13 protein-coding genes are annotated in these 14,803 nt (G+C 60.5%); 7 read left to right on the forward strand and 6 right to left on the reverse strand.

Annotated elements, in window-relative coordinates; all coding sequences use genetic code 11:
* Positions 1-20 precede the first annotated feature (20 nt).
* The 4 genes from NO357_RS06415 to NO357_RS06430 form a co-directional block, all read right to left on the reverse strand.
* On the reverse strand, positions 21-1,100 hold the full coding sequence (locus tag NO357_RS06415) for an ABC transporter substrate-binding protein (RefSeq protein ID WP_306734809.1): 1,080 nt from the start codon (positions 1,098-1,100) through the stop codon (positions 21-23).
* A gap of 110 nt (positions 1,101-1,210) precedes the next feature.
* A complete protein-coding gene (locus NO357_RS06420) occupies positions 1,211-2,314 on the reverse strand; it encodes an ABC transporter ATP-binding protein (RefSeq protein ID WP_306734810.1) in 1,104 nt (367 codons plus the stop codon).
* 215 nt (positions 2,315-2,529) lie between these two features.
* Positions 2,530-3,927: an aspartate aminotransferase family protein gene (locus NO357_RS06425; protein ID WP_306734811.1), complete on the reverse strand. Its 1,398-nt coding sequence runs from the start codon at positions 3,925-3,927 to the stop codon at positions 2,530-2,532.
* Between the two features lie 102 nt (positions 3,928-4,029).
* Entirely contained in the window at positions 4,030-4,719 is a 690-nt protein-coding gene (locus NO357_RS06430) for a GntR family transcriptional regulator (RefSeq protein WP_306735538.1), read from the reverse strand.
* Between the two features lie 144 nt (positions 4,720-4,863).
* Between NO357_RS06430 and NO357_RS06435 the strand changes: the two genes are divergently transcribed.
* The 5 genes from NO357_RS06435 (at position 4,864) to NO357_RS06455 (ending at position 10,183) form a co-directional block, all read left to right on the forward strand.
* Positions 4,864-5,949 carry a polyamine ABC transporter substrate-binding protein gene (locus tag NO357_RS06435; protein ID WP_306734812.1) on the forward strand — a complete coding sequence of 362 codons (1,086 nt, stop codon included), beginning with the start codon at positions 4,864-4,866 and terminating at the stop codon, positions 5,947-5,949.
* 63 nt (positions 5,950-6,012) lie between these two features.
* The gene (locus NO357_RS06440; protein WP_306734813.1) at positions 6,013-7,137 is read left to right on the forward strand and encodes an ABC transporter ATP-binding protein; all 1,125 of its coding nucleotides are present in this window, start codon (positions 6,013-6,015) and stop codon (positions 7,135-7,137) included.
* A gap of 3 nt (positions 7,138-7,140) precedes the next feature.
* Positions 7,141-8,031 (forward strand): ABC transporter permease subunit, encoded by an 891-nt coding sequence (locus NO357_RS06445; protein WP_306734814.1) that lies wholly within the window; start codon positions 7,141-7,143, stop codon positions 8,029-8,031.
* Positions 8,028-8,849 (forward strand): ABC transporter permease, encoded by an 822-nt coding sequence (locus tag NO357_RS06450; RefSeq protein WP_306734815.1) that lies wholly within the window; start codon positions 8,028-8,030, stop codon positions 8,847-8,849. Before NO357_RS06445 ends, NO357_RS06450 begins: the two co-directional genes overlap by 4 nt.
* Positions 8,846-10,183 (forward strand): NAD(P)/FAD-dependent oxidoreductase, encoded by a 1,338-nt coding sequence (locus tag NO357_RS06455; RefSeq protein ID WP_306734816.1) that lies wholly within the window; start codon positions 8,846-8,848, stop codon positions 10,181-10,183. The genes NO357_RS06450 and NO357_RS06455 overlap by 4 nt, the downstream gene beginning before the upstream one ends.
* On the opposite strand, the gene NO357_RS06460 is transcribed toward NO357_RS06455, so the two are convergent.
* Positions 10,180-11,532, reverse strand: a complete 1,353-nt coding sequence (locus NO357_RS06460; protein ID WP_306734817.1) for an aminotransferase class III-fold pyridoxal phosphate-dependent enzyme — start codon at positions 11,530-11,532, stop codon at positions 10,180-10,182. The two genes, NO357_RS06455 and NO357_RS06460, sit on opposite strands and share 4 nt — an antisense overlap.
* A 99-nt stretch (positions 11,533-11,631) precedes the next feature.
* Positions 11,632-12,378 (reverse strand): glutamine amidotransferase, encoded by a 747-nt coding sequence (locus NO357_RS06465; protein ID WP_306734818.1) that lies wholly within the window; start codon positions 12,376-12,378, stop codon positions 11,632-11,634.
* A gap of 185 nt (positions 12,379-12,563) precedes the next feature.
* On the opposite strand from NO357_RS06465, the gene NO357_RS06470 reads away from it, so the two are divergent.
* Both NO357_RS06470 and lpxK read left to right on the forward strand, forming a co-directional pair.
* Positions 12,564-13,787, forward strand: coding sequence for a 3-deoxy-D-manno-octulosonic acid transferase (locus NO357_RS06470; RefSeq protein WP_306734819.1), 1,224 nt, complete (start codon positions 12,564-12,566; stop codon positions 13,785-13,787).
* Complete coding sequence (lpxK, locus tag NO357_RS06475) at positions 13,787-14,791, forward strand: tetraacyldisaccharide 4'-kinase (protein ID WP_306734820.1); 1,005 nt, start codon at positions 13,787-13,789, stop codon at positions 14,789-14,791. The genes NO357_RS06470 and lpxK overlap by 1 nt, the downstream gene beginning before the upstream one ends.
* Positions 14,792-14,803 lie beyond the last annotated feature (12 nt).

Genomic DNA, 14,803 nt, shown 5'->3' on the forward strand with positions numbered 1-14,803 from the left:
TTCCGGCTGTTATGTCCGGATCAGTTGGCGAGCCAGGCGTTGAAGCGCTCGTTCAGCTCGTCCTGGTTGTCGGCCCAGAACTCGAAGTCGTTCTGCAGCGCGGTCTTGAAGTTCTCCGGTGCGGTCGGCATCTGCGGGCCCATTTGCAGGTCGGGCTTGGTCGCATAGGTGCCAACCAGCGGCGAGGAGCTCTTGCGGGCCGGGCCGTAGGAAATCCACGAGGCCTGTGCAGCGAGCTGCTCGGTTGCGGTCGAGAACGCCAGGAAGTCCATGGCGAGATCCTTGTTCGGCGCGCCTTTCGGGATTACCCACAGGTCCAGGTCGAAGACCTGACCGTCCCAGACGATCTCGAAGGGTTTGTCTTCGGCCGCCACGGCGTTGAAGATCCGGCCATTATAGGCGGTGGTCATGACAACCTCGCCATCGGCCAGAAGCTGCGGCGGTTGAGCGCCAGCTTCCCACCAGACGGTTTCATCCTTGATGGTGTCGAGCTTGGCAAAGGCACGTGCGATGCCTTCGTCGGATTCGAGCATGTCATATACGTCACCGGGGGCTACACCATCGGCGATCAGCGCCATTTCAAGGTTCGCTTTGGGCGATTTACGCAGGCCGCGCTTGCCGGGGAACTTCTCGAGATCGAAAAAATCGGCCATGGTCTTCGGGCCGTTTTCCAGGACTGTCGAGTCATAGGCATAGATCGTCGACCAGACGATGGAAGCGACGGCGCAGTCTGTGATCGCACCCGGAATAAAGTCATCCATGGCCGGCGTGCCATCGGGGGCAGCGGGCAGGATCGATGGATCGATCTCTTCCAACAGGCCTTCGTCGCAGCCGCGCACGGCGTCGGAAAGTTCGACATCGACGAGGTCCCAAGTCACGTTACCGGCTTCCACCTGGCTTTTCACCTCTGCCAGGCCGCCGTTATAGTCTTCGGACACAATCGAATTGCCGGTCTTGGCGATCCAGGGCTTGTGATAGGCCTCGACCTGAGACTTGGTATAGGCACCGCCCCAGCTCACCACCGTGATTTCGCTCGCCGTCGCGGCGCCAGCCGCAAAGGCCAGGGCAGTGGTGGCAAGGAGAGTTTTCGTCAGTTTCATAAGTTACTCCCTATGTCTCCCGGTTAAACATTTTCGCGGCGCAAGGTTCCGGGGTGCATTGCGCCAGGGGTTAGGCCAGGCTGGGTCATCCGCCTGGCAAAGCACGGGTCTCAGGCGTCGAGCGCCCGGCAATCCTGTGGCAGCCAGCCGATTTCGATCTGTTGGCCGGGTTGGAGGCGCTCCTGGTCAGGCGCGTTGCGGGTCTTGACGATGAACTCGTCATTGCCTGCCACGCGCAGCCGGGTACGGAAGATATCGCCCATATAGATGAACTCGAGCACTTCGGCCTTCAGCGTGTGCACGCCTTTTTGCAGGCGTGCCTTGTTGTATTCCACCCGCTCAGGGCGGATCGACACGCGGGTACGCTCACCCGGCTGGCTGACATTGACGGGCGTGCAATCGATCAACTCGCCATCGTCAAGCTGCACCAGCGCAAGACCGTTTTCCCTGATTTCCTTGATCACGCCTTCAAGCGTGTTGTTCTCGCCAATGAACTGCGCGACAAAGCTGTTTTCGGGCTCTTCATACAGTTGATCGGGTGGCGCAATCTGCTGAATGCGGCCATCGTCGAACACCGCAACGCGGTCCGACATGGTCAGCGCTTCGGTCTGGTCGTGGGTCACATAGACCACGGTGATGCCCAGCTGGTGTGCAAGGTGGGTGATCTCAAACTGCATCTTTTCGCGTAGCTGCTTGTCGAGCGCGCCAAGCGGTTCGTCCATCAACACCAACTCTGGTTCGAACACCAGCGCACGCGCCAGCGCGACTCGCTGCTGCTGCCCCCCCGAAAGCTGCGCCGGGCGGCGCGCCCCGAAGGTGCCCATTTCGACCATATCAAGCGCGCGCTTGATCTTGGCCTCGCGGTCCGACTTGCCGATGTTGCGCACCTCGAGCGGAAACGAGAGGTTTTCCTCGATCGTCATGTGCGGGAAGAGCGCATAGTTCTGAAACACCATCCCAATCCCGCGCTTATGTGGCGGGATGTTGTTGATAGGTTTGCCCCCGAGCTTGATTTCTCCATGGGTGGCGGTCTCGAACCCGGCCAACATCATCAGGCAGGTCGTCTTGCCAGAGCCCGAGGGCCCAAGCATTGTCAGAAACTCGCCCCGGGGCATTTTCAGGTTGAGGTCTTTGACGACGAGCGTTTCGCCGTCATAGCTTTTCTGCACGCGTTCGAATTCGACGAACGCCGCGTCACTCTCTGATTCAGCCAAATCTGGCTCCCTGTCAGTTTCTTGGGGCTTTCCCCATTCATTGACCCTAATGTAAAACGTGTCGCGGACCCGGTTGCAACTGATTTGCGGCAAAACACAGCAGATTCCGCCTTTCGCACATAAAACCGGCGAACTCCGCGCAACCCGATGTGGAGTGGCAAAAAAAAAGACTGGCCCGGCACGAATGGCCGGGCTTCTGCACGATTCTGACAGTCTCAGTTCGCGGCTTTAAGAAGCCCCTCGCTTGCGATCCGTTCGAGACATTGGTCCAGAGACAGGCGGGCGCGCTCGATCAGTAGGTCGATTTCCGAAGGCGAGATCACCAGTGGCGGTGAGATGATCATGCGGTCGCCGACATGACGCATCACAAGGTTGTTGGCAAAACAACGCTCGCGGCAGATGAAACCCACGGTGCCGGGATCGGCGGCGAACTTGGCACGGTTGTCCTTGTCGGGGGTCAGCGCGACGGAACCCATCAGCCCGACGATCCTGGCCTCACCCACCAGAGGATGATCGGTCAGTCTTTCCCATTTTTCTTGCAGGTAAGGCGCGGTTTCGGCGCCAACCCGCTCGACGATGCCTTCTTCATCGAGGATGCGCAGGTTTTCCAGCGCCACCGCGGCTGAAACCGGGTGTCCGGAATAAGTATAGCCGTGATTGAACTCGCAGGCGTCGAGAACCTTGGCGACCCCGTCTGAAACGATCGAGGCGCTGATCGGTGCATAGCCCGAGCTTAGCCCCTTGGCGACGGTCATGATGTCGGGGCGGATATTCATCGTCTGGCTGCCGAACCACTTGCCGGTGCGGCCGAAGCCGCAGATCACCTCGTCGGCGATCAACAAGATCTCGTGCGCGTCGCAGATCCTCTGGATTTCCGGCCAGTAATTGTCAGGCGGCACGATCACGCCGCCAGCACCCTGGATCGGTTCGGCGATGAAGGCCGCGACCTTGTCTTCGCCCAACTCGTGAATTGCCTCTTCCAGTTCGCGCGCGCGGGCGAGGCCGAATTCCTCGGGGCTCATGTCGCCACCCTCGGCCCACCAGTTGGGTTGGTTGATGTGATGGACGCCGGGGATCGGCAAGCCGCCCTGAGCGTGCATCGGGGACATACCACCGAGGCTGGCGGCGCCCACGGTCGAGCCGTGATAGCCGTTCTTGCGGCTGATGATGATCTGCTTTTCCGGCTTGCCACTCTCGGCCCAATAGGTGCGGACCATGCGAATATTGGTGTCGTTCGCTTCGGACCCGGAGCTGGCGAAGAATACATGGTTCAAGTCACCTGGCGCCAGCTCGGCGAGGCGCTGGGCCAAGGCGATGGCGGGCACATGGGTGGTCTGGAAAAAGGTGTTATAGTAAGGAAGTTCACGCATCTGGCGAGCGGCGACCTCGGCCAGTTCCTCGCGCCCATACCCGATGTTGACGCACCACAGCCCACCCATCGCATCAAGGATCTCGTTCCCCTCGCTGTCGGTCAGCCATACCCCCTTGGCCCGGGTAATCACCCGGGCGCCCTTGGCGGCCAACTCGTGCCCGTTGGTAAAGGGATGCATGTGATGTGCGGCATCAAGCGCCTGCAACTCTGCCGTCGGCATATGGTTGGTGATCTGTGCCATGGGGTCTCGCTTTCGTGGACTCATGCCGCTTAGGGCTCAAACAATCCACGTCAGAATATGATCAAATTCTGGCCTGTCAATCGAATCACCTGCATCAGGAGGTCAGCCGGCGAGGGCGCGGCGAACCTGTTCCATGCCCTGGATCACGTCTTGTCGCATGGCTTCGGCGGTGGCTTCTGCATCTCCTGCACGCATCGCCGCGAGCGCTTCCTTGTGCTGGTCAGGCAGGTTCTGCGTGCCCAGCCGTCCGCAGACCACGCGCAGTGACGGGCCGAATCGCAACCACAGACCATCGGCGATAGCTTGCAGAATTGGTGCGTCGGCCAGCGAGTAGATGCAGGTATGGAACCGGTAATTCAGTTCCAGATAAGACCCCACATCGCCGTGCGCGATAGCATTGTCCAAGCGATTGTCGATGTCGGTGAGGCAAGCAAGGTTTTTCTCCGTCGCCCGCTCGGTTGCACGCTTGGCCAACTGAGGTTCAATTGTTTGACGTGCAAAGATTAATTCGTCGATATTCGCGACTGTCAATTGCGGTACACAAACCCGGCGATTGCCCTGAAACTCGAGCGCGCCCTCGGCCGTCAGGCGGCGGATTGCCTCGCGCACCGGAGTGACACCGGCGCCGAACATTTCCGCAATTCCCTGGATGGTCACAGCCTGGCCGGGCGCCAGTTCGCCAAAAAGGATCGAATCGCGCAGCCGCCGATACACGGTTTCATGCGCCGGCGGCGGAGTCGCGCTCGTCGGGACCTGATGTTGCGCGCTTTCGGGAACTGCCCGGTTTTTCATCATTGCCGTAAGATTCACTTCGCCATTTTGCAGGTTGGCCCCAGCTTACAGGGGTGATCAAAAAAATGCCATGTTGCATATGACCAGAAAAATTGATCAAATCTGCGATCAAGAGGCGAACGACCTCACTCACGGGAGACTGATATGACGAAAAAACTGATCACCGCCACAGCCGCGCTGGCACTCCTGGCCGGGATGGCTGGAGCCGAAGAGGTCCGCGTCTACAACTGGTCGGACTATATCGACGAAGAGTTGCTGACCAAGTTCGAGGAAGAGACAGGGATCGACCTGATCTACGACGTGTTCGACTCAAATGAGGTGCTGGAGACCAAGATGCTGGCCGGCGGATCGGGTTACGACGTTGTGGTACCTTCAGGCACCTTCCTGCAGCGCCAGATCACCGCGGGCGCCTTTCAGAAGCTGGACTTGGACAAGTTGCCCAACATCCAGAACATGTGGGACGTGATCGCCGAGCGGACGGCAGCCTATGACCCGGGCAACGAATACTCGATCAACTATATGTGGGGCACCACTGGCCTTGGCGTGAATGAACCGAAGGTCAAGGAGATCCTGGGTGACGATGCGCCGGTGACCAGCTGGTCGCTGATTTTCGATCCGGCCAACGCCGAGAAGCTCTCGGCCTGCGGCATCCACATGCTGGACGCCCCTGCCGAAATGATCCCGGCGGCGCTGAACTATCTCGGGCTCGATCCGGACAGCCATGATCCGGAAGTGATCGCCCGTGCCGAAGAAGTGCTGGGTCCGATCCGTCCTTTCATTCAGAAGTTCCACAGCTCGGAGTACATCAATGCGCTGGCCAACGGCGACATCTGTGTCGCGATCGGCTGGTCGGGCGACGTGCTGCAGGCCCGTGACCGAGCGGCCGAGGCCGACAATGGTGTAGAAATCAGCTATTATGCGCCAGATGAGGGTGCCCAGATGTGGTTTGACCAGATGGCGATCCCGACTGACGCTCCCAACCCGGACGGGGCGCACAAGTTCCTGGACTTCATCATGAATGCACAGAACATGGCCGCGGCGTCGAACTACGTCTACTACGCCAACGGTAACAAGGCGTCCCAGGACTTCCTGGAAGAAGATGTGATCGGCGATCCGGCGATCTATCCGGACGAGGCGGCGATGGCCAATACCTTCACCACGACGCCCTACCCGGCCAAGGTGCAACGGGTGGTCACCCGGCTCTGGACCAAGATCAAGTCGGGCACATGATCCCTCGCCCTTTACGGCCCGCGCTGCACCGGCGCGGGCCTTTTTCGTCAAGGGAGACGCTTGATGACGGAACCGGTGTTTGCTCCGTGGGACGATCCAAACGAAAAGCCGCTGATCGAATTCAAGAATGTGACCAAGCGGTTTGGCGACTTCACGGCTATCGATGACCTGACGCTGGATATCTACGAACGTGAATTCTTTGCCCTGCTGGGCCCGTCGGGCTGTGGTAAGACAACGATGATGCGCATGCTGGCCGGGTTCGAGACCATCACCGAAGGCACGATCCTTCTGTCGGGCAAGAATATCGCTCGGGTGCCGCCCAACCGCCGGGCGGTGAACATGATGTTCCAGTCTTATGCGCTCTTCCCGCATCTGACGGTCTGGGACAACATCGCCTTTGGGCTGAAGCGCGAGAAGCTGCCCAAGGATCAGATCGAAGCCCGGGTGCAGGAGATGCTCAAGCTCACCCGGCTGGAAAAATTCAGCAAACGCAAGCCGCACCAGATTTCCGGAGGCCAACGCCAGCGAGTGGCGCTGGCGCGGTCGCTTGCGAAGGCCCCCAAGCTCCTGCTGCTCGACGAACCGCTGGGTGCGCTCGACAAGAAACTGCGGCAGGACACCCAATTCGAGTTAATGGACATCCAGGAGAAAACCGGCACCACTTTCGTGATCGTGACCCACGACCAGGAAGAGGCAATGACAGTGGCCAGCCGCGTGGCGGTGATGGACGAGGGCCGCCTGATCCAGGTGGCGACGCCGGCTGGCATTTACGAGATGCCGAACACTGTCTATGTGGCCGATTTCATTGGTGACGTGAACATCATCGAAGGTCACGGTACGAAGACCGGCGACGGATATGATGTGACTTTTGCGGAGGGACAACCGGCGCTGCACGCCAAGACCGACGCTCAACTGGGCGAGGCGGCGCGCTGTTACCTGGCGATCCGGCCCGAGAAGGTGACAATCTCTGCCGAGAGGCCCGATGGCGCGGTCAATGTGGTGCAAGGCACGATCCACGACATTGCTTATCTCGGAAACCTGTCAACCTATCACGTTGAACTGCCCACCGGACAGATCTTGAAGGCCCAGGCGGCCAACACGCGCCGGTTATCGCGGCGCTCTTTCACCTGGGAAGACAAGGTCTGGCTGAGCTGGACCGATACCGCCGCCGTCGTCCTGGAGCGCTGAGCTATGCGTCGGTTTTTCCTCATCGCGGTGCCTTATGCCTGGTTGCTGGTGCTGTTCCTGATCCCCTTCGTGATCGTCCTCAAGATTTCATTGTCGGACACCGCGCTGTCGATCCCGCCCTATACGCCGACGCTTGATTTCTCAGGCGGCTGGGCCGGGCTGAAGGCATTTTTCAGCGCTCTCGATCTCGAAAACTTCTGGTTTCTGACCAGCGATGATCTTTACTGGAAAGCCTATCTCTCCAGCGTCTGGATCGCCGTAGCCTCGACCTTGCTGGCACTGTTCGTGGGCTACCCAATTGCATATGGCATGGCACAGGCGCGTGACGAATGGCGCCCGACGCTGATGATGCTGGTGATCCTTCCATTCTGGACCAGCTTCCTGATCCGTGTCTATTCGTGGATGGGTATTCTCAGTCAGGAAGGGTTCCTGAACCAATTCCTGCTCTGGACCGGGATCATCTCGGAACCGCTGATCATCCTCAACACCAACACGGCGGTCTATGTCGGCATCGTCTACACCTACCTGCCCTTCATGATCCTGCCGATCTATGCGGCGCTGGAAAAACTGGATGCCTCGCTGTTGGAAGCAGCCGAGGATCTGGGCTGTTCGCGCATTCAGGCGTTCTGGCTGGTGACGGTGCCGCTATCGAAAAACGGTATTATCGCTGGCTGTTTCCTGGTCTTCATCCCGGCGCTGGGCGAATTCGTGATTCCCTCCTTGCTTGGCGGGTCGCAGACTCTGATGATCGGCAAGGTTTTGTGGGAAGAATTCTTCAACAACCGCGACTGGCCGGTGGCGAGCGCTGTGGCGGTCATACTGCTTATGATCCTGATTATCCCGATCATCCTGTTCCAGCGCAATGAACAGAAACAGCGGGAGGCCGAGCAATGAGACGGTTTTCCTGGTTCAATGCGACGTCGCTGACGCTGGGCTTCGCCTTTCTCTATATTCCTATGATCATCCTGATTCTGTACAGTTTCAACGCTTCGAAACTGGTCACGGTCTGGGCCGGTTTCAGTACCAGGTGGTATGGCGAGTTGCTCCAGAACGAGGCGTTTCTCAATGCGGCATGGGTGACGCTGAAGGTGGCGGTGGCATCTTCGACCATAGCCACGGTATTGGGAACGATGGCCGCCTATGTAATGGTACGAGCGGGGAGATTCAGCGGCCGGACGTTGTTTTCCGGGATGATCTATGCACCGCTGGTGATGCCCGAAGTGATCACTGGCCTGTCGCTCTTGTTGCTGTTCATCGGTATCGGTCTCGACCGCGGAATCGTCACCATTATCCTCGCGCACACCACCTTTTCGATGTGCTACGTCTCGGTGGTGGTGTCGTCACGGTTGGTCAGTTTTGACCGCTCGCTGGAAGAAGCGGCGCTGGACCTGGGTTGTTCACCATTCGAGGCTTTCCGTTTGGTCACCTTGCCGATTATCGCGCCGGCGGTGATCTCGGGCTGGTTGTTGGCCTTTACACTGTCGCTCGACGATTTGGTGATTGCGTCCTTCACTTCGGGACCCTCGGCCACGACCTTGCCGATCAAGATTTTCTCGGCGGTGCGACTTGGGGTCAGTCCAGAAATCAACGCCCTCTCGACGATCATGATCGCAATTGTCACAGTGGCTGTGATCACCGCCTCGTTCGTGTCCAAGCGCGCATCGGTGCGGCAGCAAGCCGAGGAAAAGGCCGCGGTGCGGGCGACTGGATGAAGCGGATCTTTCCAGATCACGCCTATTCCGATGACCGAATTGCCGGGTGCTACTGGTCGGAAACGGTTCCCGATCTCACATTGAAACGCCCCCCGCCCGAAGGCGATCACCACGCCGGCGTGGCCATCATCGGGGCGGGGTTCACCGGGCTTTCGGCTGCGTTGCGCCTGGTGCAGGCTGGGATTTCAGTGGCGGTCGTCGATGCTCGGTTTCCCGGCTGGGGGGCTTCCGGACGCAACGGTGGGTTCTGCTGCCTGGGCGGGTCGAAACTGGACGATGCGGCGATTGACAAGCGGTTCGGGCGGGATGCGCGGCTGGAGTGGCGACGAGCCGAGAAGGCAGCGGTAGAGTTGGTGGCCAGGTTGCTGCGTGAGCATTCGATTGAGGCTGAAACCCATTCCGAGGGTGAAACCCAACTCGCGCACAAGCCGTCTGCAGCGCGGTTCGAGGAGGCAATCGCAACCTGCGAACAAAACTTCGGCGTCACGCCCCAGGTGCTGTCGGTGGACGATTTGGCAGAACAGGGGATGGGCGGGCCGTTTTACGGTGGGCTGACCACGCCGATTGGCTTTGGGTTAAATCCGCGGAAATATCTTGCAGGGTTGATGAAGGCGGCGGAGAGTGCCGGTGCCGTGGTATTCGGCGACGCGCCGGTGTCCGAAATGACTCGGCAGGGCGGAAGATGGCGGCTTTCCAGCCAAGCGGGATCGGTTACGGCTGACACGGTGATTCTGGCTACCAACGGGTATTCCAGCGAGGATGTGCCCGAGTGGATGGCGGCGCGCTACATGCCGGCACAATCGAGCGTGATCGTGACCCGACCGATGAGCGAAGCTGAGCTTGAAGCACAAGGCTGGACCAGCGACCAAGCTGCCTATGACAGCCGCACCTTGCTGCACTATTTCCGTCTGATGCCGGACCGACGCTTCCTGTTCGGGATGCGCGGAGGGCTAGGTTCGTCGCCCGCCTCCGAGGCGGCCATCCGGCGCCTGATCCGGCGGGACTTCGAGGCGATGTTCCCGGCCTGGGCCGGTGTCGAGACGCCGTATTTCTGGAGCGGGATGGTTTGTCTTTCCGCCAATCTGGTGCCTTATTGCGGGCCGGTGCGGGGGATGCCGGGTGTATTCGCCGGATATGCCTATCACGGCAACGGGGTGGCGATGGGCAGCTATACTGGCGCGCTGCTGGCCGATCTGGTGCAGGGCCGAGATCCGGGTGGCGCCCTACCCGAGGTCATGCGGCAAACGCCCGAAAGATTTTTTCTCGGGCGGCGGCGCCGGGCGCTGATGTATGCCGCGTATACAGGCTTCTGGCTCCGCGACCGGTTCGGTTAGGCGGCCGAGAAACCCGCGTCCAATGCGGAAAGGATCGTGTTGACCTCGTCTTCAGAAATGGTCAGCGGCGGCGACATCAGGATGTTGTGCATCCCCAGCCGCACCATTGCGCCCGCGTCATAGGCCGTCTGGTGGATACGCTTCATCGTGGCCATGTCCATCGGGGTCTTTTTGGCCTTGTCTGAGACGATTTCGATGCCGGTCATCAGGCCGTGGCCGCCGCGCACGTCACCGATAATGTCATGTTTCTCGGCCAGTTTCAGAACGCCCTGGTAAAGCTGTGTGCCCCGCGCCGCGGCGTTGGTCTTGGTATCGAGTCTCAGGGTCTCGGAGAGACAGGCGACCACCGCTGCGGCGCCCACGGGATGGGCCGAGTAGGTATAGCCGTGGAAGATCGCCGCCTCGCCGGTTGTGTCCTTCTCGAATACGTCGGCGACCTTCTCGCTCATCAGTGCCGCGCCGACGGGGAAATAGCCCGAGGTGATGCCCTTGGCGGTCGACATCATGTCGGGTTTAACCCCCCAGTGCCGCGCGCCTGTCCAGTCACCGGTGCGGCCAAAGCCTGTGATCACCTCGTCGGAAATCATCAGAATGCCGTGGCGGTCGCAGATGTCGCGCATCAAGGGCATGAAGGTCTCGCCCGGCACGATCACGCCGCCCGCGCCCTGGATCGGTTCCATGATGAAAGCGGCGATGGTGTTGGCGCCCTGGAAGGCGATTTCGTCCTCCATCGCCTGAGCGATCAGTTGTGCCAGTTTCTCAGGGTCTGTTTCATTGAATGGATTGCGATACGTGTATGGCGAGGGCAGGTGATAGCAGCCCGCCAGAAGCGGTTCATAATTGATCCGGAACCGGTTGTTGCCGTTGACCGACGCGCCGCCGAAATGGGTGCCGTGATAGCCTTTTTTCAGGCTCAGGAACTTTGTGCGCGTAGGCTCGCCCCGGAGCCGATGATACTGCCGTGCCAGCCGCAACGTGGTTTCCACTGAATCCGAGCCGCCCGAAGTAAAGAAACAGCGTGCCATACCATCTTCGGCGAAAAACTCGCGAACCGCATAGGAGGCCTCGATTGCGGTCGGGTTGGTCGACCCGGCGAAGGCCGAGTAATAAGGCAGGTCATAGAGCTGCTTTGAAATCGCGTCCTTCACCACGTCATTGGAATAGCCGAGGTTAACGCACCACAGCCCGCCAACGGCATCGACGACGCGATGACCGTCGAGATCAGAGATATGCACGCCATCGGCGCCCTTGATGATGGTCGGCGGATTCTTAAGGCTGTCGCCGGGATGGCCCATCGGATGCCAGAGATGCTTGGCGTTGTTCTCCTTCAGAAAGTTGTCGTCCTTCATGGCTCGCGCTCCCCGACTCGGTGTTCCGGATAATTTGATCAAATCCAGAATGCGGCCAATCGGAGGAAAAGCCAAGAGACGAGTTTGTGCCCGGTTAGGTCAATCCTGACCGAAAAGTTTAACGAAGTTCCTCAGCACCCGTTCGGGTGCGTGAACATCGGCAGCGCGGCACAGCGCGATGATGTTGTCAGCCTCTTCGGGAGGGAAATAGCCGAAATTTTTGTAAATCCCGACACGCACTTCGAAGCCGGCGCTATCGGCTTCGGGGTGGAATTGGGTAGCATAGACGTTTTGTCCGTAGCGGATCATCTGGAAAGGGCAGGTGGGTGAACTGACCAAATGGACACAGCCGGGCGGCAGCTTTTGCACCGCCTCCTTATGACCGACGAAGGCAAGGAAATCATCAGCGATGCCGTCACAGATTGGATCGGATTTGCCGGCTTCGGTGAGCGAGCAATCGGAGGTGCCGACCTCTTCGCCAAAGCGTTCCTTGCTGACCGTGCCGGCGCCACCGAGGTGATGACCGAGGATACCAATACCGTAACAGCAACCAAGAAAAGGGAAGTCTCGGGCGATGATCTCGGGCATGAGTGACAGGACCGTGTCTTCGATCCGCGCCTCGATCGATTTTTTCTTTTCAGGCGGGTCCGAGACGCAGCCGGGGCCGCCGCCAACGATGACGCCGGAATAGTCGGCGAGGTTCAGATCGTTGGGCAGGCCGCCTTGATCGAGACGCACACGACGGGCGTTTTCCGGCGCGATCCCGCCCTTGCGAAGGATGGCGGCAAATTCGTCATCCGAGGCTTCGGTCTCGGGGCGCAGCTGCAGGATCAGAAACGGTTTCATCGGTGGCTCTCCTTCCGGTCCGGTTTTCACGCTGCGCGGGCGAAGGTCAAGGCCGCAGGATGTCGCCATTTCTTGACCCGGGGCGGCAAAGCCTTAGGTTGGCCGCGTCAGGCAGGCAGTTGGAGATGGGCCACATGGCGCAGCGCCGAAAACGAATCGCCGGCTTGGGGCCGGAGTAGAGACGCATGGCGCTGGGACGTTCGATTTCTCTGGCGGCTTACCTGACGCTGGCGCGGCGGGGCACACGGGAGCCATTGAGCTTTCCGGCCAAACGGCCGTCGGGAACGCTGCTGTGGGGGCATGCGACCTCACCGGCACGGGCCACGGCTCTCTTCCAGATTGCTGCGCGGCTGCGAATACAGCGACCCGACCTGAATCTAATCGTGACAGCGCCACCCGAACTCGGCGTGCCGGACCACCTCGGCGACCAGGACTTTTTCCAGCCGCTTCCCGGGGATACGATCGGGGGAGCGGACGCCTTCCTCGACCATTGGCGGCCGGATCTCTGCCTGTGGACCGGCGGGTATTTTATGCCGGCCTTGCTGCATCAGGCTGGCAAACGGGAACTGCCGCTATTCTTGATCGATGCCAGTGAAGATGGTCTTAACGCATCGCACCAGCGCTGGCTGCCTGAGCTGGCGCGGGCTAATTTGAACGCTTTCAGCGGATTTTTCGCGCGCGGGCAGGCCGCGATGAATGTAATGCGCAGGCTGGGTGTGCCGGCGGAAGAGATCGAGGTGACGGGACCGCTTCAAGAGGGCAGCGCGGCCCTGCCATGCAACGAGTCCGACCGCGAGGAGATGGCGCAGGTTCTTGCTGGGCGGCCGGTCTGGCTGGCGGCGATGGCGCAGCGCGATGAGATGTTCCAAGTTCTGGCCGCGCATCGCGAGGTCAGCCGCATGGTCGTGCGGCTCTTGCTGATCCTGGTGCCGGATGACGAGACCGACGGTCCCGAGTTCCGCGATATGCTGCGGGACACCGGGTTCCGGACCGCAGTGTGGTCTGAGGGGGAGATGCCCGACGAGACGACCCAGATTCTGCTGGCTGACACCTGGGGAGAGATCGGATTGTGGTATCGCCTGGCGCCGGTGACCTTCATGGCGAGTTCGCTGGTGCCTGGTCATGGCGGGCGTGACCCTTATGAGCCAGCGGCGCTGGGGTCGGCCATTCTTTATGGCCCGAACGTCGGGAATTACCTGGCCGCCTATTCGCGCTTCGCGGCTGCCGGTGCGGCACGAATTGTCAAAGATTCCAAGAGCCTGACCGCAGCCCTGCAGCAGTGCCTCGCGCCGGATCAGGCGGCCCTGATGGCATCGGCGGGCTGGGAGGTGGCCTCGCAGGGGGCGGAGGTGACCGACCGGGTGGTCGACCTGGTTCATGACACGCTCGATGCGCTGGGGGCGGATTAATGCGCCCGCCGCGGTTCTGGTTCAATCCGCCGGAGAAACCCGGTTTGTGGGCACGGTTGCTGGCGCCGCTGGGATGGCTCTATGTTGCCGTGACGGCGCGACGGGTGGCACGTGCGGGAACGCGGCTAGGCATTCCGGTGATCTGTGTCGGCAACCTGAACGCTGGCGGCACCGGCAAGACGCCGACGGTGATTGCCTTGGCCCAATACCTTCAGGGCAAGGGCCTGAAACCGCACGCCGTTTCAAGGGGATATGGAGGTGCGCTCGAGGGGCCAGTGCGGGTGGAAGAGCAGCAGCACAAGGCGACCGAGACCGGCGACGAGCCGCTGTTGCTGGCGGCGTTTCTGCCGGTCTGGGTGAGCAAGGACAGGCTAGCCGGGTGCCGGGCGGCTGCGGCGGCGGGGGCGGACCTGATCCTGCTCGATGACGGGTTCCAGAACCCGAGTGTTTTCAAGGATTTGTCAATTGTCGTCGTAGATGCATGGCTTGGCTTTGGAAATGGCTACTGTGTTCCGGCGGGGCCGCTGCGCGAACCCGTTGCGGCGGGCATGAAACGGGCCGGTACGGTCTTGTCGATTGGGCAGGGACCTGCACAAAAAACCTTTGAAAAACAATGGGGTAATGAGGTGACTGTGGCCCAAGCCAAGGGCCATCTGGCGCCGTTGCAGACCGGGATGGACTGGCAGGGTCAGCGGGTGCTGGCCTTTGCCGGCATCGGGCATCCGGAAAAGTTCTTTGCGACGCTCAGGGAGCTGGGCGCCGATGTGGTTGAGATGCGGGCGCTGGATGACCATCAGGAACTGACGCCGGCGCTGTTCAACCGATTGGAAACGCAGGCGAAATCCCTGGGCGCGCAGTTGGTCACAACAGAGAAGGATGCGGTACGGCTGCCGGCGGAACACCGGATGAAAGTGTTGACTCTGCCGGTGCGGCTGGAGATCGACGATTGGGGCGGTCTGGACCGGCTTATCGACGCGTTAACGGCCACCGCCCCGGCGGGTTAACCGGTAAGGTTC

The organism is Marimonas arenosa (assembly GCF_030848945.1).
Taxonomy (GTDB): Bacteria; Pseudomonadota; Alphaproteobacteria; order Rhodobacterales; family Rhodobacteraceae; genus Marimonas; species Marimonas arenosa.

Coding starts and splice junctions, on each gene's coding strand:
- NO357_RS06445 (WP_306734814.1), top strand. CDS start 7,141: ATGCGTCGGTTTTTCCTCATCGCGGTGCCTTATGCCTGGTTGCTGGTG.
- NO357_RS06450 (WP_306734815.1), top strand. CDS start 8,028: ATGAGACGGTTTTCCTGGTTCAATGCGACGTCGCTGACGCTGGGCTTC.
- NO357_RS06470 (WP_306734819.1), top strand. CDS start 12,564: ATGGCGCTGGGACGTTCGATTTCTCTGGCGGCTTACCTGACGCTGGCG.
- NO357_RS06415 (WP_306734809.1), bottom strand. CDS start 1,100: ATGAAACTGACGAAAACTCTCCTTGCCACCACTGCCCTGGCCTTTGCG.
- NO357_RS06435 (WP_306734812.1), top strand. CDS start 4,864: ATGACGAAAAAACTGATCACCGCCACAGCCGCGCTGGCACTCCTGGCC.
- lpxK (WP_306734820.1), top strand. CDS start 13,787: ATGCGCCCGCCGCGGTTCTGGTTCAATCCGCCGGAGAAACCCGGTTTG.
- NO357_RS06440 (WP_306734813.1), top strand. CDS start 6,013: ATGACGGAACCGGTGTTTGCTCCGTGGGACGATCCAAACGAAAAGCCG.
- NO357_RS06460 (WP_306734817.1), bottom strand. CDS start 11,532: ATGAAGGACGACAACTTTCTGAAGGAGAACAACGCCAAGCATCTCTGG.
- NO357_RS06455 (WP_306734816.1), top strand. CDS start 8,846: ATGAAGCGGATCTTTCCAGATCACGCCTATTCCGATGACCGAATTGCC.
- NO357_RS06465 (WP_306734818.1), bottom strand. CDS start 12,378: ATGAAACCGTTTCTGATCCTGCAGCTGCGCCCCGAGACCGAAGCCTCG.
- NO357_RS06425 (WP_306734811.1), bottom strand. CDS start 3,927: ATGGCACAGATCACCAACCATATGCCGACGGCAGAGTTGCAGGCGCTT.
- NO357_RS06430 (WP_306735538.1), bottom strand. CDS start 4,719: ATGAAAAACCGGGCAGTTCCCGAAAGCGCGCAACATCAGGTCCCGACG.